We start from the raw sequence: 23,507 nt of genomic DNA, 5'->3' as shown, positions 1-23,507 counted from the left end.
GCGATCAGGGCCTCGGCCTTCTTCGTCAGCCGCCTGTAGCGTGGCAGTGCCTTCGAGCGCCATTCGGTGACCTTTCCGGCCTCGTTCTCGATCCGGGCACGAGGAACCCGCACCGTCTCGGTGCCGAATGTGCCGGTGAGTTGCCGTTCGCGGTGCCCATGGCGGTAACCCTTGGCCCGCTCGTTGCCGCGGCCGTAACGAAGCCGACCAAGAAAGACGGCCAGTTCCTCTTCGAACATGGCCTCAATGGTGGCCCGGACATTCGCCCGCAGGCGATCCTCGATCGGATCATACCCGCTTGCGTCGGGCAGTAGCGAAAAGGACGAGCTATCGGTATTCTGCTTCATGGCGTGATCTCCCTGGCGGTTGCAGCCGCCGGTTGGGTGGGTGTCAGTTCACCCGGAGATTACGCCACTGTCCAATTTCTACCACTTCCGAGACACGACCCGATCCATGTCCGCAAACCTTTCTGGCCTTACAGCTTGCGCTTTGCTTACAACGCAAACCTTGCGAAGCCCTGCGGGTGCTGCTCACTTCTGGGCCAGCAGGACAATGCGATACGGTGCCGCATGAGACGATGCTAGAGGGCGGAGAGACCGCTGAAGCCTCGATTGAAATGAACTAGCGGCGGGCGCGGCGCGCCGGACTTTGCTTCAAGCACTTGACCAAAGAACACGCTGTGAGTTCCGTTCTCGACTTGGCTCTCCAGCCGGCAGTCCAGGGAGGCCAGCGCATCCTCCAGCACTGGCGCGCCCGTCGTTCGCTGCATCCAACCGCCCCCGTCGAAGCGGCTGGCCCGTGCGGTGGAAGAGGAGAAGCGCGTTACTAGATCCTCATGATCTTGGGCGAGAAAGTTTACGCAAAAGATACCCTGCTCTCGCAGATGGGAATAAATACTTGCCGAACGGTTTACGCAGATTAGGACCGTGGGCGGCTCGGCACTAACCGAGGCGACGGCTGTGGCTACCATTCCAAGTGGATTGCCTTGCCCGTCGCGCGTGGTCACAAGGGAAACGCCCCCGGCCAGTCGGGCCATAGCCTCTTTGAAGCTGTCTGCTGCGACAGATCCCGTATGCATGTTCATACCGATCTCTTTCCTTTTTGCCTGGTCCCGTCAGAAAGAAGCGGTCAATCCGCCATCTACATAGATGATCTGCCCTGAGACATAGTTCGACGCCCTGGAGGCCAGATAGACCACCGTGCCGCCCAGTTCCTCGGGCTCCCCCCATCTGCCGGCCGGAACCCGGGCCACACGTTTGTCAAAGAAGGCGCGGTCCGCCATGATCTGCCGGTTCATCTCGGTCATGAAATAGCCGGGTCCGATACCATTAACTTGGATGCCTGAACCGGCGACCTCGGTCGCAAGACTGCGCGTCAGCATCCGCAATCCACCCTTCGCCGTTGCATATGGCACGACGTTCGGTCGGCCCAGTTCACCCACCACCGAGACGGTGTTGATGATCTTGCCCGAACCCCGCTGCAACATCTCCGGCAGGACCGCGCGGCAGGCCATAAAAGGGCCGGCCAGATGGGTTTGCATCATAAGGTCCCATGCCTCATCCGAAACGCCGGTCAGGGGACCGCGATCCGTGATGCCGGCATTGTTCACCAGAATATCGATCCGGCCCTGCCGTTCGGTTACGGCCTGAACCATTCCGTCGATTTGGGTGCGGCAGGTTACGTCGCAAACCGCAGTATCCGCCATGCCACCGGCCTGCCGGATCGCACCCGCGACCTCTTCCAACGGCCCGGGGCTGCGTCCGGCCAGCGTCACATGGGCGCCCGACGCCGCTAGTGCATGAGCCATCGCCGCCCCAAGCCCGCGACCTGCGCCGGTGACGATGGCCTTCTTGCCGGTAAGGTCAAACAGCTCAGGCATGTCGTCTCCTCAGTGGAAAGTCCGGCCACCATCCACCGCGATGGATGTTCCGGTCAGATAAGAGGCATCGTTCGCCAGCAGGAACAGGATGCAGGCGGCGACCTCTTCAGGCTTGCCCCAACGCCCCAAGGCATACCGGTCCAGAGGCACAGGCGGGCCGCTGTCGCCGTCCTTGGCCAGCCCCTTGTTCATTGGCGTGTCGATCAGGCCCGGACAGACAGCATTGACGCGAATGGCGGGCGCCAATTCCACCGCCAACGCCTTGCTGAGGCTTTGCACCCCGCCCTTTGATGCTGCATAGGCGGCCGCACCCGCGACTGGTGCCAGCGCTTGGGCGGAGCTAAGATTGACAATCGACGCACCCTGCCCTACCTGAACCAGATGCGGGATGGCGGCCTGACAGGCTAGGAAGGTGCCGGTCAGGTTGACGTCGATCAGCCGCTGCCAGATGGCGATCTCCATTCCGGCAGCGGGTTCGATGGCGACGACACCGGCCGAGTTAACCAAGCCGTCAATTCCTCCCATTCCCGTCGCCGCCGTGTCCATAGCGGCCCGGATTGAAGCAGGGTCTGCCACGTTCGACGCAACGGCGAACCCCTGCCCCGAAAGACTGGCTGTCAGCGCCTCGGCCTCCTTCAAGTTGAGATCGAGGCAGGCGACCTTGGCGCCCTCCCGAGCAGCCATGCGCACCACCGCCGCACCAATGCCAGAGGCTCCCCCAGTAACGACGATGCGCCGGCCGGCCAGTTTTCCCGAATCCGAGGACATCTGGGTTCAGGCACTTGCGCGTTCGGAGGTGGCAGCCTTCCATTCGTCAAGGATCGGCACCGCGATGTCCTGCATTGCGATCGTATCGACGAAGATGTGCTGCGTGGCTGCATACATGTCGCGCATGCAGCGCCCCAGATCGCTGGGGTTGCGCAGCGCCTCGGACCCACCCATCGTATAGCAGAAGCGCACTACTTCGGCCGCGACCTTGTGGACATAGATCACGTTCTGGCGGAAGCGAGCCCGCATCGCCGGCGTCAGTTCGCCCCCGGCTTCCAGAAAGTCCTGCGTTTCCGCGTAGAGGCGCAAGGTAAAGTCGCGCGCAGCATGATAGCTGGCTTCGTGATAGGCGAAGTCGTGACGGAAGACGGGCTGTTCGCCCAAGACGGTCTGATATGCGGGGCGTTTCTTACCGAAAGCGATCCTCGTAATCTCCTCCAGCGCCCGCTTCATCAGACCCAGGGCGACACCCGTATGCCCCGCACACGCCAGTCCAGCAATGCCGATGTCGTAAAGGCGCCACTCGCGCAGGCCGCGGGTCGTGGCACGTTCATGGTGATAGCCTTCGGGAACAGTGACGCCGGTCAGCGTGTAATCGACGCTGCCGGTTCCCCGCAGTCCCAGCACGTCCCAATCGGATTCGAAGACGACCTTTTTGCGCGGCAGCCAGCAGACCCGGACCACAGGGTTTCCGTCAGGCAGCTTGCGCATGATCTTGTCATCCATGACAAACATGCCCGAACCCAGCCAGTCGGCGTGCAGAGAGCCGCTGCCGAACCGGTATTTGCCGCTGCCCTGCAGTCCCTCGGCCGTTTCGGTAGCCGCGCCGCCTGGCCCAAGCATCCCGGCCATCACCGGCAACTGCTCTCCGCCATAGATATCGGCCACGGCCTCTTCGCTACAAAAAGCGTAAGGCACCGCTGTGCCTGTGGCGTTGGCCATCAACGACCAGCCGGCCGATCCATCAGCGGCAGAAATCTCTTCCCAAGCTTCCATGCAATCCGTCATAGGTGCCTGGAGGCCGCCGATCTTTTCCTCCAGCAGCATCCAGAACAGCCCTGCTTCCTTCATTGCCGCCACGACCTTGGGTGTCATGGTTCCAAGCCGTTCGGATTCTTCTGCTTCCATTCGGACAAGAGGAGCGATGCGGCGCGCACGCTCCAACATAGTTTCGGAACCGGACTGGGAAATCTTGTTCTGCATGTTCATGGCGTTCTCTTCTGTTGCGGCCGGCGCAACGCTCCTCCCTCGATGGATCGTGCGGCGAACTGTCTCTCCGCCATCAGGATGAAAGCTGCGGATGGGCACGACAAATGCCATCTGCGAACGCCTCTGATACCTTCAGGGCATCAGGTTCAGCCCATGCCTGTCTCCATCAGCGCCTCGAGTTGATCGGCGTCCCCAGACAGCGCTTTGACCAGAGAGGTGAAGTGTGCAAGGGCTGGGTTCCTGTTCCTAGCGGGCCAAACCAGTTCCAGATCCACGGGCAGCGACAGATCCTCCAACGAGCGGAGCATGATGCCTTGAGCATCCAGAGAGCGGCAGGACGAATTCAGGAAGGCAAGCCCCATGCCAGCCATCACCAAGTTGACGATGGCGTTCTCGTTATCGGCGAACTGGGCAATGCGAGGCGCGGTGCCTGATTTGCGCAAGGCAGATACCAACTTTTCATGGGTGATCCCGTTGTTGCGCGGGTTCGGCATGATCAGCGGTTGATCGGCTAGATCCGAAAGCCGGAGCGATGCCTTGCGGGTCAAAGGATGATCGCGCGGCATAGCGAGCACGAAATTGTCCTGCCCCACCCGCAAAGCTTCGAAATCATGGCCTTCTCCACGATGGCGCAGCAGAAAACCTGCATCCAGTGTGCCTGCGCGAAGCGACTCGATCTGGGCCTGTGACATCAAGAAATGCAGCTGCAGGCTGATCTCAGGATAGGCCTCTCGGAACGCCTGCAGGAACCGCGGCATCTCGCGCCGACGCCCAGCGATCTCGTTGAAGGCAATGTGCAGAACGCCAACTTCACCTTGTGCGACTCTGCGCGCTTTCAACTGCGCCGCCGTCATTCGTTCCAGGATGTCGCGGCAGTCATCCAAGAAGACCGCGCCGGCGCGGGTCAGGCTGATGCCGCGGGGATCCCGGTTTAGCAGCACAACATCGATCTCAGCCTCGAGATCGCGGATCTGCCGCCAAAGTGCGGGCTGCGAGACATGCAGCCGCACAGCCGCGCGGTGGAAGTTCAGTTCCTCGGCCACGGCCACGAAATAACGAATGTGGCGCGTGTTCAGCATCACGATACCCTAACGTTATCGGGGCTGCGCGTGAAAGGTATTGGCATGTCCATCTCCCGACGCGCGAAACTGGCTGCGCACTCCGTATCATGCGGATGAAACGAGGAGGAACTATGACTGGACGATTGACGGGCCGCAAGATCATCATCACGGGCGCCGGTTCTGGCATCGGGCGCGAATCGGCCCGGATTTTCGCGCGCGAGGGCGCCGAGCTTGCGCTGCTGGACCGCGATCTCGAGGCCCTTCGGGCTACCGCCGCCGAAACTGGCGGATCGGTGTTCAAGCTAGATGTGACCGACCCGGATCAGGTGCAGTCGGTGATCGCAAGCGCAGCCGACGCGCTGGGCGGGATCGACGGACTATTGAACTCGGCTGGCATCCTGACGATGAAGACGGTGGACGACATCTCGCCACAAGAGTTCCGCCAGGTGGTCGATGTCAACCTCACTGGCACTTTCCTTATTTGCCAGGCCGCGCTGCCTTGGCTGCGAAGGGCTGGAAACGGCGCAATCGTCAACATCGCCTCGGCCCAAGCCCTTCTTCCGTCGCTGACGGGTTCGGCCTATGCAGCATCAAAGGCTGGCGTGATGATGTTCTCGAAAAGCATTGCGAAGGAACTTGCCCCCGAGATCCGCGTGAACATCATCTGCCCGGGTGCGACTGCGACACCGATGACCGATTCAGGTGTCGCGCCCGACGACATAGCCGGCCGCGAAGCGCTGGCCAATGTCTATGCCATGAAGCGGATCTGCGAGCCCGAGGAAATCGCTAACGGTATCCTGTTTCTGATGTCGGATGAGGCATCAGGGGTGACGGGCGTGGCCTTGGCGATCGACAACGGCCGCACCTTTCACTGATGCGACGTGCGCGGCCTCAGCCGCGCACCTCATTCAGCCAGTTGATCATGATGCGGTTGAACTCAGCATCGAACTCGACATTCGGGAAGTGATACCCGCCTGCGATCTCGACATAGCGCGCGCCCGGGATCTTCGAGGCGATCAGCTTGTTGTCATCGGGCGGCGTGGTCGGATCTTCTGATCCGGCCAGCACCAACGTCGGAATGTCCAATTTGTGCAGGCGCGGCTCGACATTGTGGGTGAGGCAGGCGTGCATGCAGCCGAAAAACCCGTCCAGCGAGGTTCCTAGGAATGTGTTGCGCAATGCCTGCCAGCGCAGCGGACGGCGTTCGCGATAGCCGGGACCATAGCGGCGCTCCATATTGGCTTCGACAATGCTTTCCAACGAACCAGACTCTTGGACGGCCTTGATCCTGCCCAACATCAGCTCAGTATCGCCCATGAATTTGGCGGCCGTGCAGCAAGCCATTAGTGACGCGATGCGCCCTGGATGGTCGGCTGCGATGACCTGCCCCATCATTCCCCCCATCGACAGGCCAATCATGTGGACGCCGCTTTGAAAACCAAGCGCGTCCAAAACGGACAGGACGTCGCCTGCTAGTTCCTCAATCGTGTAATCGCCCTTGGTTGCAGTGCTGCCGCCATGACCGCGAGTATCGATCCGCAGCACCTGAAAGCCTGCCTCAAGCAGTTCAGGCACCTGCTCGGCCCACATGCCGAAATCCGATGTCAGCGAATGAGTCATGCAAACCACCGGCGCGTCAGGCGCGCCGATGAGATCGTAGTTGATCAGGGATTTACCGGTATTGTGAAGCATCTGCTGTCCCTTTCTCAGTAGAAGATGCGGCCGCCGTTGACCACCAGCAACTGCCCGGTGATGCAGCGCGCCTCTTCACTGGCCAAAAAGGTAATGGCATTCGCGATATCTTCGGGTTCTGCGAAATGGCCCATCGGGATTTCGCGCACGGCCGCGTCATAGACTTCTTTAGGCAGTTGCTTGGGACCACGGGTATTAGTGACGCCCGGCGCGACGGCGTTCACGTTGATGCCGAATGGCGCCAGCTCGCGCGCCAACCCGCGGGTGAAACCGGTCACGCCCGATTTCGCGGCGACATAGTCCACGATGGTCTTTTCGCCAATCAGCGTCGAGTCGGATGAAATGTTGACGATCCGACCGAACTTGCGGTCCCGCATCCCCGGCGCGATCAGCCAGCTGACATAGAAGGTCACCATCAGATTCAGATCGACGACGAACTCCCAGGTTTCCGGCACCGAATCCAGAAACTCCGAAGCATTCTTGCGCGCGGTCTGGCCAACATTGTTCAGCAGGATGTCGACCGGCCCCAGATCCGACGAAGCCTTCTCAATTGAGGCCTTGACGGCGTCGCGATCGCGCATGTTGGTTACCAGCGGCAGCACTTCGCCCCCGGCAGACCGGATCGCTTCGCTGGTTTCGCCTAAGGGGCCGTCCTCGATATCCAGAATCGCGACTTTGGCGCCCTGCTGAGCGAACTTCATTGCGCTGGCACGACCGATCCCGTTGGCGCCGCCGGTGACAAGCGCCACCCGTCCTTCAAATCTCTTGCCCATTCAATTCCTCCCTCTCGCACTTTTTGGTCATGCAATCGCCAGGTGGCGGTTGCGGATTGTCTCGTCCTGATCGAATTCAGCCCAGCTGCCCGAAAACACAATTGAGCCGGTGCCCAGCAAATAAACATGGTCGGTTGTCTGGCGGCTGAACCAGATGTTCTGTTCGACCAGCAGCAAGGTAATCTGCAGCTCGGAGCAGATCTTGGCCACGATCTTGGCCAGCTCCTCGACGATTACGGGAGCAAGGCCCTCAGTCGGCTCATCCAGCAACAGGACGCGCGGATGCGAGGCCACGGCACGGGCCACAGCAAGCATCTGCTGCTGGCCCCCACTTAACTGCCCGCCAAGGCGCGCCTTGAGCGGACCCAGCATCGGAAACCATTCATAGATCTGCGAGACCGGAATAGCCGGCCGATCGGCCGAGGCCCCGAGGCGCCCCAATTCGATATTCTCCTCGACCGTGATATGAGTGAAGATGCGCCTGTCCTCGGGGACCAGCGCGATACCGCTTTTTGCACGCCGATACCAAGCGCTTTGCCCAAGGGGGCTCCCGTTCACGCTAACCTCGCCCTCGACCCGTGGCCCAGCATTGGTGATGGACTTCAGCAGCGTCGACTTGCCCGCCCCGTTGCGGCCCAGCACGGAGGTTCGTCGCCCAGACGGGACCTCCAGTCGGATATCATGCAGGATATGGCTTTGCCCGTAGTAGGCATTCAGATGGTCAACCCGCAGCATGATACATATCCTTGCCAAGATAGACGTCGCGAACGATCTGGCTGTTGCGAACCTCATCCACCGTGCCCGCTGCGATAATCTCCCCGTAGTTCATCACGACCACTGAATCCGCGATCGAAAAGATCACGTCCATGTCGTGCTCGGTCATCACCACGGAAACGCCATGATCGCGGCGAATGCTGCGGATCATTTCACTGATCTGCATCCTGTCTGCGGGGGCCATGCCCGCAGTCGGCTCATCCAGCATCAGGATCTTGGGTTCAAGCGCCAGCGTCAGGGCCAGTTCGAGCCGTTTCTTGTCGCCATGCGAGATGGTCGCGGCGACCTCGTCGCGCAGATGACCCAAATGCAGATGTGCCAGCAGCCGATCAGCCTCGGAGATCAGGGCAGCGGCGGGAGCAGCGCGCCACCAAGGCCCCTTGCGCTGCCCGCGATTTCGATCACGAGATTCCAGCGCGACGATCACATTGTCGATGGCCGTTAGGTCCAGAAACACGCGCGAGACCTGGAAGGTCCGGCCCATGCCCGCAGCCGTGCGCAAATGGGCGGGCTTGGCCGTGACATCCGCGCCGCAGAACATCACTTGTCCGGCCCTGCAGTCGATTTCACCGGTCAGGGCCTTGAACATGGTGGTCTTGCCAGCGCCGTTCGGCCCGATAATCGCCAGCGCCTCGCCCGGCTGAACGGCAAGGCTAACACCCTTGATCACCTCGAAGTTGCCATAGCTGACGCGCAGATCCTTCGCCTGCAGCAGAGGTCCGTTGCTCATGTGCGGTCTCCGTTCTTGCGGATGCGCCGGGTGAGCTTGCCCAGCAGGCCGACGATCCCGGTCGGCGCGATCAGTATGACCAGAACAAGGATTCCGCCCACCAGCATCTCGGACAGTCCTGCGAAGGTGCGAGTCCAATAATTGATGGCCGTATAGACCGCCGCTCCCACCACAGGCCCCCAGAATGAAGTGAAGCCGCCCAGAAGCGAGTTTAGGATCGGTTGCGTCGAAGCCAGCCAGTTGACCTGATCCAGCGTAACGATACGAGTCCAAGGCGCAGATAACGCTCCCGCCAGCGCTGCGGTGCCACCCGAGATCATGAATGACAGCACCCGGACGCGGGTCACATTGATGCCGATGAAGCGCGCACGCTCGGCATCTTCGCGAACGGCGCGGAAGCTGCGGCCAATGCGTGAATGAACCACCCACCACAGCGCGGCGACCATCAGCGCCACCGCGACCAGAAGGAAGCGGTAGTAGTCATTGCTGTGCGTCAGATCCAGATTGAAGACCCCGAATCCGACGATCGGGCGGGGGATGTTGCCAAGTCCGTCTTGTTCCCCCAAGGCTGGCGAGAATCCGATGATCTTGGCCATTGCCTCTGTCAGAGCCACCGTCAGGACGGCAAGGAATATCCCCGTCAGTCGCTTCAGTGCGACGACGCCGATCGCCAGTGCCACCAGCGCTCCAAAAATTCCCGCTAAAGCCAGGATACCGAGAAACGGCAGAGGGAAGTCATAGCGAAGCGCGGCCCCCGTAAAATAGGCGCCGATTGCATAGAATCCCGCATGTCCGAAAGACGCAAGGCCGGTGAACCCGAACAGCAGGTTCCAAGATAGCGCAAAGACCGCCTGGATCATTGTCATGCCGACCCAGAACAGAAGCCCCGCGTTTAGCATCGCCGGCGCCGATAGCAGCAGGATGAAGAGCAGCGCGAGGACCGCCGCTTTAAGCATCGGACTACTGAAGGCCGGGCGCCCTTGCATGAGGGTGGAGGAATGCTGATCCATCTCAGGTCGCTCCTTGCGCGGGGAATAGGCCGGTCGGCTTCCAGACCAGGAAGATGGCAAGCACGACATAGATGGCGATCCCGCCATATTGGCTGAGGAAGGTCGCATTGGCGCTTTCGACTAGACCCAGCAGGATGCAGGCCAAGAAGGTTCCGCGAATGCTGCCAAGGCCGCCGATGACAACCGCCATGAAGGCATAAAGCACGAAGGATGCCCCAACATGGGGCGACAGCGCCTGGTTCGGCACTAAGATGCCGCCTGCGAACCCTGCCAAGGCAAAGCTGGCGATGACCGAGACCATCAGCACCATCGGAACATTGATCCCAAGCGTTCCCGCCATCCATGGATCGTTCGACACGGCCCGCATGATCTTGCCCGCCCAAGTTCGGTGCATGATGATCTCGAGCGCGGCAAAGACCGAGACCCCTATGCCGATCACGAACAGGGTGTAGACCGAGATATAGGATCCGCCGACAACAACCGCGCGGTCCACCTCGGGCGGGGGCATCACAGCTTGGTAGTCGGTGCCCCAAATGAACTTAGCAGCCCCTTCGCAAAACAGCATCAGCCCGAAGGTTGCGATCAGTGCATAATGGTAATCGACATCGCGAAGTCGTTTCAGCACCAGCTGGTCGGTCAGGTAACCCAGAACACCGATGGCCGCCGCCGCAATCAGCGCGACGCCTAAAAAGCTCCAGATCGAGGCGGGCCACCCGCCGCCAACAGTAAAGGCGATATAGGCGCCCAGCATGAAAAAGGCCCCGTGCGCGAGGTTGAGGATCTTCAGGATCCCGAACACCCATGTCAAACCGGCGGCAACGAGGAAGAAGGCCATCCCCGACGCCAAGCCGTTGAACAGGACAAAGATGGCCTGCGAACTCATTGCGATAGCTCTTCGATCTTGAATGGCTGACCGGGATTCGCGGGTTCGATCATCTCGCTTGCGTCCACGCTGGTCACTTGGTTGAACTGGAAGTGAGGCGCTTCCGTCGATGGACCCATCTGGGAATAATAGTTCAATCCTAGCATCTGGTGGTCCTCGGGCCGGAACCGGACCGTGCCGCCGACGGATTCAAAGGTCAGATTTTCCATTGCGGTGATCACGTCCTCCGTTTCGGTGGACTGCGCCTTGTCGATTCCGGCGAACAGGGCCAGCGCCGCGCGATGACCGGCTGCGACCTGTCCCGAGGGGAAATCCTCGCCCTTCATCTCGACATAATCCTTATAGAGCTGCTGGCTGACCGGGTTGCTGGCGAAAGGTTCCTGGTTGTGCAGCCAGTGGCAGACCGACCACAGGTTCGGATGTGTGTTGCGTCCCATCGCCTTGCCGGTGATATCGCCGTTGCCGACCTCGCCGATTGCCTTGAACTTGTCGTAAAGCCCAACTGAGCGCGCCTGCTGGAAAAAGCTGATCTGCGCCGAAGCCGCGATCCCCAGGTAAAGCCCATCGGCGTCCGAGCTCATGAGCTGGTTGATCTGGGTGCGGAAATCCGTGGCCGTTGCTTGCGCATAGATCGTGTCCAGAACCGTGACCTCACCGGAAGGAGCGTATTTTTCAACCGCGCGGCCGAAGAACAGCGCTGAATCCCGGCCGAAGTCGCCATCTGGCGCCAACGAGATCCAAGTTTTGATTTCGGGGTTCTGCTCGATGAGCGTGCGCCCTAGAGAACCATACTGGGTATAGTTGTTCGCGGTGGTGCGGAAAATGTTGCGATTGAACAGCTCATGCGTCACCGGCATCCCGGCCGCGGCCACGATGATCGCGACCATGTTCAGCTCGGGCGCCAGTGGGGCCAGCCCCAAGGCCGTGACCGTCTGAGATCCGCCCAGCATTAGATTGATGCCGTCACCCGCCAGCTCGCGCGCGACCGCGACCGATTCTGCGCTGTTATACTTGTCGTCCCGGATCACCAGTTCGACTTCACGCCCTAGAAGGCCTCCGGCGCGGTTGATCTGCTGGGCGGCGATTTGGGTGCCAACCAGCATCTGCGTGCCGACCGGTGCGCCGACGCCGCTTAGGGCGTAAGAAGCACCGATGCGGATCGGCGCAGACTGCGCCCGCAGATAGGTGGCATTCATCCCCAACGCCACACCGGCGCTGGCGGCGAAACCCTTCAGGACTGTTCTTCTTTTCATGATGCTTCCCTCCCCTAAGACGAAACTTTTCTCGTTCTGCTGACGGCGTCAGAAGGCGACGTCCGCGCCGCCCTTGAGGGCCAGCATCTCGCGTGCTTCATCGGGCGTGGCGATGCGGAGGCCCAGCCCCTCGATGATCTTGCGGACCAGCGTAACTTGCTGGCCGCTGGATTCAGCCATGCGGCCGCGGCCGGCCCAAAGCGAATCCTCCAACCCGACGCGGACATTGCCTCCAAGGGCCGCAGCCTGCGCAGCAATCCGGAGTTGGCTGCTGCCCGCACCCAGAACCGACCACCGATAATCATTGCCAAACAGGCGATCAGCAGTCCGCTTCATGTGAGCGACATCTTCGGGATGGGTGCCGATACCCCCGAGGATACCAAATACCGACTGGACGAAGAACGGAGGCTTGACCAGGCCGCGGTCAACGAAATGCGCAAGGTTATAGAGATGCGAGATGTCGTAGCATTCGAACTCAAACCGGGTGCCATTCCGGTAACCAGTTTGCAGAATGTATTCTATATCCTTGAACGTGTTGCGGAACACTACGTCCCGTGTGGCTTCCAAATGGGTCTTTTCCCACTCGAAGCGGAACTCGGGATACTTTTCCAGCAGCGGGAAGAGCCCAAAGTTCATCGAGCCCATGTTCAGCGATGCCAGTTCGGGATGCAGGGTTGCCGCCGGTGCTACGCGCTCGGCCAGGGCCATGTGCGGCGAGCCGCCGGTGGTTAGGTTGATGACGGCATCGGTGGACTGCTTCAGACGCGGCAGAAACCGCATGAACGCGTCCGCCGTTTGTTCGGGACGCCCATCTTCTGGATTGCGCGCATGAAGGTGCAGGATCGCCGCCCCTGCCTCGACCGCGCCCAGAGAGTCGGCGATGATCTCATCCGGGGTGACGGGAAGCGCAGAGGACATGGTGGGGGTATGAATACCTCCGGTCACCGCGCAGGTAATGATGACGGGCGCCTGAGCCATTGTCCGTTCCTTCTTCTCAATCAGTGCTATAGGCGCGACGATGAGCCGCCAGCGCCATTAGTTTCTTGTCGCGCCACATCTGGCGCTGGGGCAGATCGGCAGCGGCCAGTTTTCGCCGGAGATCTGCCTCAATCCGCTCAAGAACGGGACCGGCCCAATCGGCGCTTTGTCGCATGGTGTCGGTCAGGCCGCGAAACATGCCCTGATAGCGCTCGACGTAGTCGCGCACTCCGCCGGGGGCGTTCAAGTCGATGGTCTCGAATGGACCCATGAAGGACCAGCGCATTGCCAGTCCATCGCGCATGCAGCCGTCGATCGCTTCGGCCGAGCCATAGCCATCCGCCACCAGACGGAAGGCTTCGTCCAGCACGGCCGCCTGCAGGCGATTCAGCAGAAAACCTTCGATTTCATGTTCCAGCCGAACAGGGGCCTGGCCGATGTCCTTCATCAGGACCTCGGTCCGGTCGATCGTAGCTGGTGCCGTCCATGGCGCGGGCACCAGTTCAACCAGCGGGATCAGATGCGGTGGATTGACGGGATGCGCTACGATACAGCGGGCTCGACCGGCGAGATCGCCGGTGAATGCGGACGGCAGCAACGCCGAGGTCGAGCTTGCGATCACCGCCTCGGGTGGGGTGAACCGGTCCAGATCCCCAAACAGCCGCCGTTTCTGTTCCAAATTTTCAGGGGCGTTCTCCTGCACGTGATGCACGCCTTGCAGCGCATCCTCAAGATCGGCGATAACCGTGATCCGCGTCAGGACATCCTCTGCCGCATGGCCACCCAGAAGATCGGCTGCGGCCATGTCCGGCAACATCGCCGCAATATAGTCGCACGCCGCAGCGCTCGCCCCGGTCATTGGGTCCCACAGGCGAACTGTCCATCCGGCGCGTGCGAAGCATACCGCCCAACTACGACCGATCAAGCCGGCACCCACGACAGCAACAGACGTCATGAACAACTCCTCCCAAGTTTTTCATGGTCTTTCCCAGTTGGGTCGACCTTCCGCGGATCGCTTGAGTCGGTCAAGAAAATTCGTGATCTGTGATCTCAATTTATTTTATTTATTTCCCGTGCTAACGATAGGGTGAGCGCACGCACTGCGGGTGATGCAGCAGGGGAAGGCTGGATGAAAACGGACCTTGGGCAGATCGATTCGGCGACCATCCAGTGGCAGGTATACCAACGCCTTCGCGAGGCCCTGTTCACTGGTCGACTGTCACCTGGAGAAAGCATGACGATCCGCAATCTAGCTGCGTCCATGGGCACTAGCCCAATGCCGGTGCGGGAGGCATTACAAAGGCTTGTCGCTGAACGTGCGCTGGTCCAGATGCCCAATCGCACCTTCCGCGTTACGCCGTTCACGCCTGAGATGTTTCGTGAGCTGACGCGTGTTCGTATGACTGTCGAAGGTCTTGCCGCCAATCAGGCTGCTCGCCGGGTCACGCCTGCCGGGCTGCGCCGGCTGACGCAGCTGAACACGGCTATGATTCGCGGCATCGAGCGCAAGGACCCCGCACAGGTGATGACTGCGAACCGCGATTTCCATTTTACTCTTTATGAGATCGCCGAGATGCCGCAGTTGCTGGACATCATCAACGGGCTTTGGCTGCGCGCCGGTCCCTATCTTAGCAACGCACATCGCAAGCTTGCCAATCCGCTGCCTTTCTTTCGCGCAGGAACCTTGTTTCACGAACGCATTATCAAGGCTTGCGAGGAAAAAGCACCCAAGGCAGCCGCTTCGTTGATGGCTTGCGACATCTGGCATTCCGCACGCCGCTTTCGCGGGGATGTGGGCCTTATCAACACTCCCCACCAAGAAATCGCGCCCAAACGACCACGCGGACGGCCGAGAAAACTGGAGAAGACCACATGAATCTTGCCGGCAAGATCGCCCTCATCACCGCCGGAGCCGGCGGCATCGGCCTGTCGATCGCCAAGCGCTTTGCAGAATGTGGGGCCGAATTGTGCCTGTGCGACATCTCGGCTCAAGCATTGTCAGAGGCGCAAGCACAGTTGCCCGACGCGCTTGTGGTTCAGGCCGATGTGTCAGACTCGGCACAGATCCGACAGCTATTTGAAACCTTTGGCAAGCGTTTCGACCATCTAGACGTCTTGGTGAACAATGCCGGCATCTCGGGACCGACGAAGCCTGTTGAACAGATCACCGACGAGGAATGGGCCGCGACGATGAGCGTGAACCTGTCGGGCATGTTCTATATGGCTCGCGCCGCGATTCCCCTGTTTCGTGCCGCGCAGGGCGGGTGCATCATCAACATGTCTTCGGTCGCAGGGCGCGTCGGGATGCCTTTGCGTCTGCCCTATTCGGTGTCGAAATTCGCTATCCGCGGTCTGACCGAGACGCTGGCTATTGAATTGGGCGAGATGGGCGTAAGGGTCAATTCCCTCCTGCCAGGTCTGGTGGACGGACCGCGCGGGCAAAGGGTGATCGCTGAGCAGGCGGCGGCGCGCGGGGTCTCGGTCGAAGAATATACACGGATGTTTCTGCATAATATTTCGATGCACAGCATGGTCCAGATGCAGGAGATCGCGGATATGGCGGCCTTCCTGGCATCCGATCTTGCGCCACACGTTTCAGGCCAGTCGATCGGGGTGTGCGGGAATTTTGAAAGCTATCGAGCCCCCCTTGTGATGGCTGGCTGATCCGACCACTGTGCAGACACGAGCGGTGCCATGAAACGTGAACTTGACCGGATTGACCGACGCATCTTGGCCGAGCTTCAACGCGACGGCCGCCTGAGCCGCCAAGAATTGAGCGAGCGCGTGGGACTATCACCTACGCCCTGCCTCAGGCGGATGCGAATGCTGGAGGAAGAAGGCGTCATCACCGGCTTCACGGTGCTGGTCGACGAGACGCAGGTAGGCTTTGGATTCAGCGTCTTTGTCTCGGTCAAGCTGGACCGGCAGGTGGATGACCAGCTTGTCGCCTTCGAAAAGGCCATTGCCCTCTGCCCAGAGGTGGTGGATTGCTGGCTGATGACGGGCAGCCGCGATTATCTTCTGCGCATTGCCGTCGCCAATCTGAGAGAGTTCGAGCAGTTCCTAACTGGCAAGCTGACCAAGGTGCCGGGAGTCGCATCGCTGGAAACAGCCATACCGATCAGGCGCGTGAAAGGCCACCAGGCACGTATTGCCTAGTGGCTTGTCCCTTCAAAGAACCCAGTCCTTCAGCCGCCGTCCCGCCGTCAGGTTCGAAACCCGGGCGACGATGCTTGCGCTGTCGATGCCGAAATGGCTGTAAAGATCGCCAATCGTCCCCGTCTGCCCAAAATGTTCGACGCCCAGAGGCAGACAGCGATGTCCGCAGACGCCCCCAAGCCAGGACAGTGTCGCCGGATGTCCGTCGATGACGGTGACCAGCAGGCAGTCGCGCGGCACCTGCTGCAACAGCCGCTCGACATGAGAGCCGGCACGCCGATCACCGTGCGCGCGGGCACGCTGTGCGGCGCTCCAGCCCGAATGAAGTCGGTCCGCCGAAGTGACGGCCAGCACGCCCACGTCCCGTCGGCCTTCGCCGATAAGACCCGCCGCCCGGATCGCCTCGGGCGCAACCACGCCCTGATAGGCAATCACCACTTCGCAATTACAGCCCGGCTCGCGTAGCCAATAGGCGCCGTCTACCGCACCGCTACGGAAGGCATCATCGGCCCGCTTGCCTGGCTGCTCAATAGGGTTGGTCGACAGCCGCAGATAAACCGAGCCGCCTGTCTCGTCCCGCAGCCAAGTCTGTTCGTCGGGATTGCTGTCGCCGTCACGCTGCAGGTAGTCGAAAGCCCATTCCATGATCACGGCCAGCTCGTCCACGAACGCTGGCTCGAAACTGGCCAGCCCATCCTGCGCCATGCCGATCAGCGGGGTTGAGATGGACTGGTGCGCCCCACCTTCCGGTGCCAGCGTCACCCCGGACGGCGTGCCCGCGATCAAGAAGCGCGCATCCTGGTAGCAGGCATAGTTCAGTGCATCGAGGCCGCGACAGACGAAGGGATCATAGACCGTTCCGACGGGGATCAACCTCTTGCCGAACAGCGAATGCGACAGACCCGCGGCGCCCAGCAGCAGAAACAGGTTCATCTCGGCGATGCCCAATTCGATATGCTGCCCTTCAGGCGCAAAATCCCATTTCGCGGTTGAAGCGATTTTGCGCTCGCGGAAGGTGTCGCTGCGCGTGGCGCGCGCAAAAAGGCCGCGCCTGTTCACCCAAGGGCCCAATCCCGTCGTCCCCGTGACGTCGGGCGATGTGGTTAGAATTCGGCTTGCGAGCTCTCCCCCTTCGCGCGCCAGATCGTCCATGATCTTGCCGAAGGCCTGCTGTGTCGAGATCTCGCGCTCTGATGAGACTGAGATGGCAGGAACCGCGAACCGGTGATCCTGATAGCGACGCGGGCCGGCAATAAAGAATGGCACCTTGCGCAGGAAGGAGCGCAGCGCCTCGGGGTCGACGACTGTGGCCATCGGCTCCCACTCCTGCCCCTCCGGCACGCCCATTCGTGCCTGCCATGTGGCCATCTGCGCCTTGGTCATCAGCCCGCCATGATTATCCTTATGGCCGGCGATGGGTGTGCCCCACCCCTTTACCGTATAGGCCAGAAAGCATGTGGGCCGGTCGTGGTCCACCGCCGCGAATGCTTGCGCCAACGTATCTACGCAGTTGCCGCCAAGATTTTCCATCAGCCCGGCAAGCTCTTCGTCATTCCGCCGCTCAATCAGGGCACTGACCTCTCCCTGATCGCCCAAATCCTCCATTAGCCGTTGCCGCCAGACCGCGCCCCCTTCAAAGGTCAGAGCCGAGTAAAGCTCGTTTGGACAGCTGTCGATCCATTCACGCAGCCTTTGCCCGCCCGGCTCTTTAAAGGCGGTCCGTTGCAGCACGCCATGTTTAAGCCTGATCACTTCCCAGCCGAAGGCCGAGAACAAGCTTTCGATGCGGGTCCACAACCCTTCTTGAACCACTCCGTCCAGTGATTGCCTGTTGTAATCAACGATCCACCAACAGTTGCGCAGGTTGTGCTTCCAGCCCTCCTGCAGACATTCGTGGATATTGCCCTCATCCAGCTCTGCGTCTCCCATCAGGGCGATCATGCGGCCCTGCGACACATTCCGGCCCCATGATTTGGCACTGACATAGTCCTGGATCAGCGACGCAAATGCCGTGATGGCCACACCAAGGCCCACGGAGCCCGTCGAGAAATCGACATCATCCACATCCTTGGTCCTGCTGGGGTAGGACTGCACACCGCCATAGCCGCGAAAGTTCTCCATCCGCTCGCGGTCGAGGTTGCCCATGAGATAATGCATCGCATGAAATACGGGCGAGGCATGTGGTTTGACCGCAACCCGATCCTCGGGCCGCAGCGCCGAGAAATAAAGAGCCGTTATGATCGACACCATCGAGGCGGACGAAGCCTGATGCCCGCCGGTCTTAATACCGTCCTTCTTGGGACGGATATGGTTGGCGTTGTGGATCATCCAATGCGATAGCCACAGCAGCCGCTGTTCGATTGTCTTGAGATCAGTGTTGGACATAGCTTCCCCCTCAGCTCCCCACTTTAATCAATAGCGTGAACGGGATCGGCCAATTTGCTCCAAGACTTACATCAATATTAGACAGATTTCTCAGCCCGAGGTCACAAACAGGACGTTTCATCTAAAGGTGCGCAGTGGGAAGGTCCGGCTATAGGACACACTGGACTTACGCCATCTGGCATTTTTGTGCACTCGTCACCCAACGATCTGAGGTCGTCGTTCCAGTCGAACCGGAATGCCTCCCCACGCGGGAAGCTTGTGGCACGAAGGTGCGGGGCTCGTGGACTGTTCATCACGCTGCCGATCTGTCCGTCATTGCCGCGCAAAGGCCGCAGCCCGGCCGCAGGAACTGACGAAGCCGAGCGCGCCTTGAGGTTCGCATGCATCTGCTTCAGTGTCCCCCCGCTGCTAGCGCGCTATGCCGGACCTTTCTCTTCATCCAGCCCGCCAGGTTCTCAGCGAAGGACTCAGAATTTCTCGGCGTTCGAGCTTGGCGAAGAAGGGCTCTATCGTTCTTAAGAGGTCATTTCAAAAACACGTTGTCAGCGCTCGAAAGCAGATGATGGCGCAGGCCAAGATGGTGAAGGCGAGGTGAATGTCGGCCCTGCGCTCATATCTGACGGCGAGGCGCCGGAATTTGGAGAGCTAGGCGAATGTGCGCTCGACGACCCAGCGATGCTTTCCGAGATAACTGCTGCTATCAATGTCCTTCCTGGCAATGCGATGCTTGATGCCGCGTGTGGTGCAAGCCCTGCGACAGCGGGGATAGTCATACCCCTTGTCGGCATGCAGCTTGCCGGGCCGATGGCGCGGCCTGCCACGCTTGCCATGAATGGGGGGAAGGGCGTCGAGCCGCGGATCGAGCATCCTGCTGTCATGAACGTTTGCGCCGCGGAGGCGCACCGTCAGGGGAATGCCTCGCCTGTCGGTGACGATGTGGCGCTTCGTGCCAGGGCGCCCGCGATCGGTAGGGTTAGGGCCGGTGACTTCGCTCCCCTTTTCGCCGCGATGGACGCGCTGTCCATGCAGGCCCGGCTCCAGTCGAGATGACCGGCGCGATGCAGCTGGCGCAGCAAGACCTGATGCAACTGATCCCAGACACCGGCCAACTGCCAATCCCAGAGCCTTCGCCAACAGGTCACGCCCGAGCCGCAGCCCAGCTCCGCGGGCAACATCCGCCAGGGGATACCGCTCTGCAGGACAAACATGATCCCGGCCAGAGCGGCCCGGTCGGAGACCCGAGGCCGCCCGCCTTTCGCGGACCGAGACGTGGATGGCAACAAAGGTTCGATCACGGTCCAAAGGCCGTCAGAGACAAGCTTGGCAGACATAAGCCGCCAATCCAACAGGACGATTCCGCCTGCAAGTGGTTTTGAAACGCCCTCTTAAGTTCGGATACTCCTTGAACGTCGTGAACAGATCTTCGTTATCCCTCATAGCGCCCCTGACTACATCAGTGGAACGACTGGTGATGATTGAGACTTGGATCGCGTTCATATGAATAATTACCGATATAAAGGATGCCAGGCACTCTCATCCACACTGGACACATTGTCTGCGATACTTGACGTCGTATCGGACAAGCCCTCATCAATAATGACGTAACGTCATTTGGTCGTTTTAACGCACGTCACACTGTTACAAAAAGACTTTTAAATCATTGATTTTATTACTGTATGGTTGTTGTCCAGCCTCTCACCCATCCCCCCTCCATGTCGGTATTTTCCTGCAGCCGGCCGCTGCCGCAAACGCGTTTTGCAGCTTTTCAGTTTTCGGCCGCCTCGTGCCGCAGCCTTTGCAAATTTTCTTGATTTTGCTTTCTTGGCCCATGGCACCCGACTAGGCTGCGGCTGGACGATCGGGGGTGCCGCCATGAAGGACATTCTGCAGGAACTGGAAAGCCGCAGGGAACAGGCCCGTCTGGGCGGGGGTCAGCGGCGCATCGACGCGCAGCACGCCCGGGGCAAGCTGACGGCGCGCGAACGCATTGAACTGCTGCTGGACGAAGGCAGCTTCGAGGAATTCGACATGTTCGTGGCCCACCGTTCCACCGATTTCGGGATGGAAGCCGACCGCCCCTATGGCGATGGCGTGGTGACCGGCTGGGGCACGATCAACGGGCGCATGGTTTATGTCTTTTCGCAGGACTTCACCGTCTTTGGCGGCTCGCTGTCGGAAACCCATGCGCAGAAGATCTGCAAGATCATGGACATGGCGATGCAGAACGGCGCGCCGGTGATCGGGCTGAACGATTCGGGCGGCGCGCGCATCCAGGAAGGGGTGGCATCGCTGGCGGGCTATGCCGACGTGTTCCAGCGCAACATCATGGCGTCCGGCGTGGTGCCGCAGATCAGCGTCATCATGGGGCCCTGCGCGGGCGGCGCCGTTTATTCCCCCGCGATGACCGACTTCATCTTCATGGTGAAGGACACGTCCTACATGTTCGTGACCGGTCCCGACGTGGTCAAGACCGTCACCAACGAGGTCGTGACCGCCGAGCAACTGGGCGGCGCCTCCACGCATACCCGCAAGAGTTCGGTCGCCGACGGCGCCTTCGAGGATGATGTCGAGGCGCTGAGCGAAATCCGCCGCCTGTTCGACTTCCTGCCGCTGAACAACCGCGACAAGGCGCCGGTGCGCCCCTTCTTCGACGACCCCGCCCGGATCGAGGAAAGCCTGGACACGCTGATTCCCGACAACCCGAACCAGCCCTATGACATGAAGGAGCTGATCGTGAAGGTCGCGGACGAAGGCGACTTCTACGAGATCCAGCGCGACTTCGCGGCCAACATCGTCATCGGCTTCATCCGGATCGAAGGCCGCACCGTGGGCGTCGTCGCCAACCAGCCCATGGTGCTGGCGGGCTGCCTGGACATCGACAGCAGCCGCAAGGCCGCGCGCTTCGTGCGGTTCTGCGACGCCTTCGAGATCCCGATCCTGACCTTCGTGGACGTGCCGGGCTTCCTGCCGGGCACCGGCCAGGAATATGGCGGCGTCATCAAGCATGGCGCGAAGCTCTTGTTCGCCTATGGCGAGGCGACGGTGCCGAAGGTCACGGTGATCACGCGCAAGGCCTATGGCGGGGCCTATGACGTCATGGCGTCGAAACATCTGCGCGGCGATTTCAATTATGCCTGGCCCACGGCGGAAATCGCGGTGATGGGCGCCAAGGGCGCGGTCGAGATCCTGTATCGCAGCGAACTGGGCGACCCCGACAAGATCGCGGCGCGGACCAGGGATTACGAGGACCGCTTCGCCAATCCCTTCGTCGCCGCCGAGAAGGGCTTCATCGACGAGGTGATCCAGCCCCATTCGACCCGCAAGCGCGTGGCCCGCGCACTGGCCAGCCTGCGCGGCAAGCGGCTGTCCAATCCCTGGAAGAAACACGACAACATTCCCCTGTAAGGCCCGGGTTTTCATGAGGTTGCACAAAGGCGTGAATGATGCAGAGCAGCCACAGGGCAGGCGACATTTGGCCACCCCGGCCCTGCCCGCCTGTCTGTGCCCCTGCGGCATCGCTATCATGCGCCGCGGGGCGGTGCATCAAGACATCCCCCTGAACCCGAGCAGACGGGCGCAGGCGCGCCCGCTTTACAGGAGCGAGAAGACAGTATGTCGAAGAAAATCATCCTTGGCCTCGTGCTGGTGTCGGCCTTCGCTGCGTGCCAGCGCCCGGCAGCAGAACCCGAAGTCTATGTGCCCGCCCCGAACCCGGTCACGACCGAGCCCGTCTACCAGGGCAAGTACGGCGCCAACTGATCCGAACCATCTGACCTTGCGCGGGCGGTCCGGCTGCCCGCGCCTTTCCGGCCCGGCCCGGCCCCGCCCCCGCCACAAGACCGCATCGTGGGGCACATCATGCTGAAGCACCGAGGCTTTCCGGGCCGCCTTCCCGGCACCGATTTCCAATTCGTCATCCGCCGCGAGAATCGCAAGAAGGGCGCGACGCCAATTACCCGGCGCGAACGGTTCCGCGACCGCAAGCCGGCTGACCGCCGCGCCGATGCCGGCTTCCTGGCCGCGCTGATCCAGCACTTCGGCGAGGAGCCCTTTGTCCGCGGCAACCTGGACGCAGGCCGGCTTGGCTGGCTGATCGGGCGCGAGGTCAAGCCTGTCGGAGCCTTCGATCCTGCCGACTATGACCAGTTGCTGCAGGTGGACATGGCCGCCGCAGAGGCATCCTTTCCCGAGCTTTTCGCACCCGACAACCCGCCCGATTTCGGCTGGGACGAGGACGACTGGGACGAAGACGACGAGGATTCGACGGACGGACGATGATGCGCGACTTGCTGCCTAGGGCTTTGATCTCACATGGATGTCAGTTTGACCTTGGCCTTGGCTATAAGATAGTGCTCGCGAACTTCCCACCGGCCGGCGAAACGGCCCTCAATACAGGCAAGACTTCATGCAGACTTCGCTGTTCACCCGCGTCGCAGGCGGCGCTTTCCTTCTTCTCGGCCTTGCTGCCTGTGACCAGGGCTATGGCACCGCGACCGGCCTGTCGCCCGATGCGCAGCGTGCAGCAGGCGGCGCCGTCGCAGGTGCCGTCATCGCCAAGGCGCTGGACGAGGATCTCGCGACGGGCGCGGCTGTTGGCGCCGTCGGCGGCGCGCTGTGCGACGACGCCGGCGTCTGCCAGCGTCGTTACTGAACCGCAGCGGCTGGACCGGCGTTCCGGTCCAGCCAATAATTCGACAGGAAGACCAGAATGTCCAAGTTCCTTTCCATTGCCGCCCTTCTTGGCGCGACCGCCGTTGCAGGCTGCACCCAAGGCATCAACCCGACCGACACTGACCGCGCCCTTATCGGTGCCGGCGTCGGCGCGACCGTTGCCCATGTCGGCGGCCACAACGTCGTCAAGGGCGCTGCCCTGGGCGGTGCTGCCGGCGCCCTGTGCAACGACGTTCGGCTTTGCCAGTAATTACCTGATCCCGGCGCGCCCGTCGCGCCGTG

At 61.0% G+C, this 23,507-nt stretch carries 25 protein-coding genes and 1 pseudogene; 9 read left to right on the top strand and 17 right to left on the bottom strand.

The window, feature by feature from the left end:
- From OU682_RS15465 to OU682_RS15440, 6 genes are all read right to left on the bottom strand, one after another.
- The coding region (locus tag OU682_RS15465; protein ID WP_268943071.1) for a transposase at nucleotides 1-347 on the bottom strand (347 nt) is incomplete at its 3' end.
- Nucleotides 348-580: 233 nt separating this feature from the next.
- Entirely contained in the window at nucleotides 581-1,084 is a 504-nt protein-coding gene (locus OU682_RS15460; RefSeq protein ID WP_268943070.1) for a flavin reductase family protein, read from the bottom strand.
- A gap of 30 nt (nucleotides 1,085-1,114) precedes the next feature.
- Complete coding sequence (locus OU682_RS15455; protein ID WP_371832260.1) at nucleotides 1,115-1,807, bottom strand: SDR family NAD(P)-dependent oxidoreductase; 693 nt, start codon at nucleotides 1,805-1,807, stop codon at nucleotides 1,115-1,117.
- Nucleotides 1,808-1,888: 81 nt separating this feature from the next.
- On the bottom strand, nucleotides 1,889-2,647 hold the full coding sequence (locus OU682_RS15450; protein ID WP_268943068.1) for an SDR family NAD(P)-dependent oxidoreductase: 759 nt from the start codon (nucleotides 2,645-2,647) through the stop codon (nucleotides 1,889-1,891).
- A 6-nt stretch (nucleotides 2,648-2,653) separates the two neighbouring features.
- Nucleotides 2,654-3,955 carry an acyl-CoA dehydrogenase family protein gene (locus OU682_RS15445; protein WP_268943067.1) on the bottom strand — a complete coding sequence of 434 codons (1,302 nt, stop codon included), beginning with the start codon at nucleotides 3,953-3,955 and terminating at the stop codon, nucleotides 2,654-2,656.
- Between the two features lie 47 nt (nucleotides 3,956-4,002).
- On the bottom strand, nucleotides 4,003-4,935 hold the full coding sequence (locus tag OU682_RS15440; protein ID WP_268943066.1) for a LysR substrate-binding domain-containing protein: 933 nt from the start codon (nucleotides 4,933-4,935) through the stop codon (nucleotides 4,003-4,005).
- 113 nt (nucleotides 4,936-5,048) lie between these two features.
- Between OU682_RS15440 and OU682_RS15435 the strand changes: the two genes are divergently transcribed.
- A complete protein-coding gene (locus OU682_RS15435) occupies nucleotides 5,049-5,792 on the top strand; it encodes an SDR family NAD(P)-dependent oxidoreductase (protein ID WP_268943064.1) in 744 nt (247 codons plus the stop codon).
- A 16-nt stretch (nucleotides 5,793-5,808) separates the two neighbouring features.
- Here the strand turns inward: OU682_RS15435 and OU682_RS15430 are convergent, their stop codons facing one another.
- Genes OU682_RS15430 through OU682_RS15390 form a run of 9 tightly spaced genes read right to left on the bottom strand, consistent with a single transcriptional unit; the run spans nucleotide 5,809 to nucleotide 13,965 of the window.
- Nucleotides 5,809-6,609 (bottom strand): alpha/beta fold hydrolase, encoded by an 801-nt coding sequence (locus tag OU682_RS15430; protein ID WP_268943063.1) that lies wholly within the window; start codon nucleotides 6,607-6,609, stop codon nucleotides 5,809-5,811.
- Between the two features lie 14 nt (nucleotides 6,610-6,623).
- Nucleotides 6,624-7,382, bottom strand: a complete 759-nt coding sequence (locus OU682_RS15425) for an SDR family NAD(P)-dependent oxidoreductase (protein WP_268943062.1) — start codon at nucleotides 7,380-7,382, stop codon at nucleotides 6,624-6,626.
- A gap of 27 nt (nucleotides 7,383-7,409) precedes the next feature.
- Nucleotides 7,410-8,117, bottom strand: a complete 708-nt coding sequence (locus tag OU682_RS15420) for an ABC transporter ATP-binding protein (RefSeq protein WP_268943061.1) — start codon at nucleotides 8,115-8,117, stop codon at nucleotides 7,410-7,412.
- A complete protein-coding gene (locus OU682_RS15415) occupies nucleotides 8,104-8,886 on the bottom strand; it encodes an ABC transporter ATP-binding protein (RefSeq protein WP_268943060.1) in 783 nt (260 codons plus the stop codon). The genes OU682_RS15420 and OU682_RS15415 overlap by 14 nt, the downstream gene beginning before the upstream one ends.
- Nucleotides 8,883-9,896 (bottom strand): branched-chain amino acid ABC transporter permease, encoded by a 1,014-nt coding sequence (locus OU682_RS15410; protein ID WP_268943059.1) that lies wholly within the window; start codon nucleotides 9,894-9,896, stop codon nucleotides 8,883-8,885. The genes OU682_RS15415 and OU682_RS15410 overlap by 4 nt, the downstream gene beginning before the upstream one ends.
- A 1-nt stretch (nucleotide 9,897) precedes the next feature.
- The gene (locus tag OU682_RS15405) at nucleotides 9,898-10,779 is read right to left on the bottom strand and encodes a branched-chain amino acid ABC transporter permease (protein ID WP_268943058.1); all 882 of its coding nucleotides are present in this window, start codon (nucleotides 10,777-10,779) and stop codon (nucleotides 9,898-9,900) included.
- Complete coding sequence (locus OU682_RS15400) at nucleotides 10,776-12,032, bottom strand: ABC transporter substrate-binding protein (RefSeq protein ID WP_268943057.1); 1,257 nt, start codon at nucleotides 12,030-12,032, stop codon at nucleotides 10,776-10,778. Before OU682_RS15400 ends, OU682_RS15405 begins: the two co-directional genes overlap by 4 nt.
- 48 nt (nucleotides 12,033-12,080) lie before the next feature.
- Nucleotides 12,081-13,010, bottom strand: coding sequence for a 3,5-dioxohexanoate:acetyl-CoA acetone transferase (gene kce, locus OU682_RS15395; protein WP_268943056.1), 930 nt, complete (start codon nucleotides 13,008-13,010; stop codon nucleotides 12,081-12,083).
- Nucleotides 13,011-13,026: 16 nt separating this feature from the next.
- Nucleotides 13,027-13,965, bottom strand: a complete 939-nt coding sequence (locus OU682_RS15390) for a 3-hydroxyacyl-CoA dehydrogenase (protein WP_268943055.1) — start codon at nucleotides 13,963-13,965, stop codon at nucleotides 13,027-13,029.
- Between the two features lie 174 nt (nucleotides 13,966-14,139).
- Between OU682_RS15390 and OU682_RS15385 the strand changes: the two genes are divergently transcribed.
- From OU682_RS15385 to OU682_RS15375, 3 genes are read left to right on the top strand one after another with little or no spacing between them, the layout of a single operon-like run.
- Nucleotides 14,140-14,886, top strand: a complete 747-nt coding sequence (locus OU682_RS15385) for a GntR family transcriptional regulator (protein ID WP_268943054.1) — start codon at nucleotides 14,140-14,142, stop codon at nucleotides 14,884-14,886.
- The gene (locus tag OU682_RS15380) at nucleotides 14,883-15,674 is read left to right on the top strand and encodes an SDR family oxidoreductase (protein WP_268943053.1); all 792 of its coding nucleotides are present in this window, start codon (nucleotides 14,883-14,885) and stop codon (nucleotides 15,672-15,674) included. Before OU682_RS15385 ends, OU682_RS15380 begins: the two co-directional genes overlap by 4 nt.
- 30 nt (nucleotides 15,675-15,704) lie before the next feature.
- On the top strand, nucleotides 15,705-16,169 hold the full coding sequence (locus OU682_RS15375) for an Lrp/AsnC family transcriptional regulator (protein WP_268943052.1): 465 nt from the start codon (nucleotides 15,705-15,707) through the stop codon (nucleotides 16,167-16,169).
- A 12-nt stretch (nucleotides 16,170-16,181) separates the two neighbouring features.
- Here OU682_RS15375 and OU682_RS15370 read toward each other — a convergent pair whose 3' ends face one another.
- A complete protein-coding gene (locus OU682_RS15370) occupies nucleotides 16,182-18,554 on the bottom strand; it encodes a thiamine pyrophosphate-binding protein (protein WP_268943051.1) in 2,373 nt (790 codons plus the stop codon).
- 528 nt (nucleotides 18,555-19,082) lie between these two features.
- Nucleotides 19,083-19,885, bottom strand: a pseudogene (locus OU682_RS15365) (IS5 family transposase).
- Between the two features lie 541 nt (nucleotides 19,886-20,426).
- On the opposite strand from OU682_RS15365, the gene OU682_RS15360 reads away from it, so the two are divergent.
- The 5 genes from OU682_RS15360 to OU682_RS15340 all read left to right on the top strand — a co-directional run bounded on the left by OU682_RS15360 (nucleotide 20,427) and on the right by OU682_RS15340 (nucleotide 23,475).
- The gene (locus tag OU682_RS15360; protein ID WP_268943050.1) at nucleotides 20,427-21,959 is read left to right on the top strand and encodes an acyl-CoA carboxylase subunit beta; all 1,533 of its coding nucleotides are present in this window, start codon (nucleotides 20,427-20,429) and stop codon (nucleotides 21,957-21,959) included.
- A gap of 207 nt (nucleotides 21,960-22,166) precedes the next feature.
- Nucleotides 22,167-22,313 carry a hypothetical protein gene (locus OU682_RS15355; RefSeq protein WP_268943049.1) on the top strand — a complete coding sequence of 49 codons (147 nt, stop codon included), beginning with the start codon at nucleotides 22,167-22,169 and terminating at the stop codon, nucleotides 22,311-22,313.
- Nucleotides 22,314-22,412: 99 nt separating this feature from the next.
- On the top strand, nucleotides 22,413-22,832 hold the full coding sequence (locus OU682_RS15350) for a hypothetical protein (protein ID WP_268943048.1): 420 nt from the start codon (nucleotides 22,413-22,415) through the stop codon (nucleotides 22,830-22,832).
- 127 nt (nucleotides 22,833-22,959) lie between these two features.
- The gene (locus OU682_RS15345) at nucleotides 22,960-23,205 is read left to right on the top strand and encodes a hypothetical protein (RefSeq protein ID WP_268943047.1); all 246 of its coding nucleotides are present in this window, start codon (nucleotides 22,960-22,962) and stop codon (nucleotides 23,203-23,205) included.
- Between the two features lie 57 nt (nucleotides 23,206-23,262).
- Entirely contained in the window at nucleotides 23,263-23,475 is a 213-nt protein-coding gene (locus OU682_RS15340; RefSeq protein ID WP_268943046.1) for a YMGG-like glycine zipper-containing protein, read from the top strand.
- Nucleotides 23,476-23,507: the final 32 nt, after the last annotated feature.

The organism is Paracoccus benzoatiresistens, assembly GCF_026913015.1.
GTDB lineage: Bacteria > Pseudomonadota > Alphaproteobacteria > Rhodobacterales > Rhodobacteraceae > Paracoccus > Paracoccus benzoatiresistens.
The sequence above is the reverse complement of the archived record's forward strand: the minus strand, read 5'-3'. Positions and strand labels throughout refer to the sequence as shown.

Bases quoted from the DNA above. Each gene is read 5' to 3' on its own strand.
- OU682_RS15375 (WP_268943052.1), top strand. From the start codon at position 15,705: ATGAAACGTGAACTTGACCGGATTGACCGACGCATCTTGGCCGAGCTT.
- OU682_RS15460 (WP_268943070.1), bottom strand. From the start codon at position 1,084: ATGAACATGCATACGGGATCTGTCGCAGCAGACAGCTTCAAAGAGGCT.
- OU682_RS15360 (WP_268943050.1), top strand. From the start codon at position 20,427: ATGAAGGACATTCTGCAGGAACTGGAAAGCCGCAGGGAACAGGCCCGT.
- OU682_RS15410 (WP_268943059.1), bottom strand. From the start codon at position 9,896: ATGGATCAGCATTCCTCCACCCTCATGCAAGGGCGCCCGGCCTTCAGT.
- OU682_RS15430 (WP_268943063.1), bottom strand. From the start codon at position 6,609: ATGCTTCACAATACCGGTAAATCCCTGATCAACTACGATCTCATCGGC.
- OU682_RS15405 (WP_268943058.1), bottom strand. From the start codon at position 10,779: ATGAGTTCGCAGGCCATCTTTGTCCTGTTCAACGGCTTGGCGTCGGGG.
- OU682_RS15420 (WP_268943061.1), bottom strand. From the start codon at position 8,117: ATGCTGCGGGTTGACCATCTGAATGCCTACTACGGGCAAAGCCATATC.
- OU682_RS15380 (WP_268943053.1), top strand. From the start codon at position 14,883: ATGAATCTTGCCGGCAAGATCGCCCTCATCACCGCCGGAGCCGGCGGC.
- OU682_RS15355 (WP_268943049.1), top strand. From the start codon at position 22,167: ATGTCGAAGAAAATCATCCTTGGCCTCGTGCTGGTGTCGGCCTTCGCT.
- OU682_RS15450 (WP_268943068.1), bottom strand. From the start codon at position 2,647: ATGTCCTCGGATTCGGGAAAACTGGCCGGCCGGCGCATCGTCGTTACT.
- OU682_RS15425 (WP_268943062.1), bottom strand. From the start codon at position 7,382: ATGGGCAAGAGATTTGAAGGACGGGTGGCGCTTGTCACCGGCGGCGCC.
- OU682_RS15400 (WP_268943057.1), bottom strand. From the start codon at position 12,032: ATGAAAAGAAGAACAGTCCTGAAGGGTTTCGCCGCCAGCGCCGGTGTG.
- OU682_RS15385 (WP_268943054.1), top strand. From the start codon at position 14,140: ATGAAAACGGACCTTGGGCAGATCGATTCGGCGACCATCCAGTGGCAG.
- OU682_RS15340 (WP_268943046.1), top strand. From the start codon at position 23,263: ATGTCCAAGTTCCTTTCCATTGCCGCCCTTCTTGGCGCGACCGCCGTT.
- OU682_RS15370 (WP_268943051.1), bottom strand. From the start codon at position 18,554: ATGTCCAACACTGATCTCAAGACAATCGAACAGCGGCTGCTGTGGCTA.
- OU682_RS15345 (WP_268943047.1), top strand. From the start codon at position 22,960: ATGCAGACTTCGCTGTTCACCCGCGTCGCAGGCGGCGCTTTCCTTCTT.
- OU682_RS15390 (WP_268943055.1), bottom strand. From the start codon at position 13,965: ATGACGTCTGTTGCTGTCGTGGGTGCCGGCTTGATCGGTCGTAGTTGG.
- OU682_RS15415 (WP_268943060.1), bottom strand. From the start codon at position 8,886: ATGAGCAACGGACCTCTGCTGCAGGCGAAGGATCTGCGCGTCAGCTAT.
- OU682_RS15350 (WP_268943048.1), top strand. From the start codon at position 22,413: ATGCTGAAGCACCGAGGCTTTCCGGGCCGCCTTCCCGGCACCGATTTC.
- OU682_RS15435 (WP_268943064.1), top strand. From the start codon at position 5,049: ATGACTGGACGATTGACGGGCCGCAAGATCATCATCACGGGCGCCGGT.
- kce (WP_268943056.1), bottom strand. From the start codon at position 13,010: ATGGCTCAGGCGCCCGTCATCATTACCTGCGCGGTGACCGGAGGTATT.
- OU682_RS15440 (WP_268943066.1), bottom strand. From the start codon at position 4,935: ATGCTGAACACGCGCCACATTCGTTATTTCGTGGCCGTGGCCGAGGAA.
- OU682_RS15455 (WP_371832260.1), bottom strand. From the start codon at position 1,807: ATGGCTCATGCACTAGCGGCGTCGGGCGCCCATGTGACGCTGGCCGGA.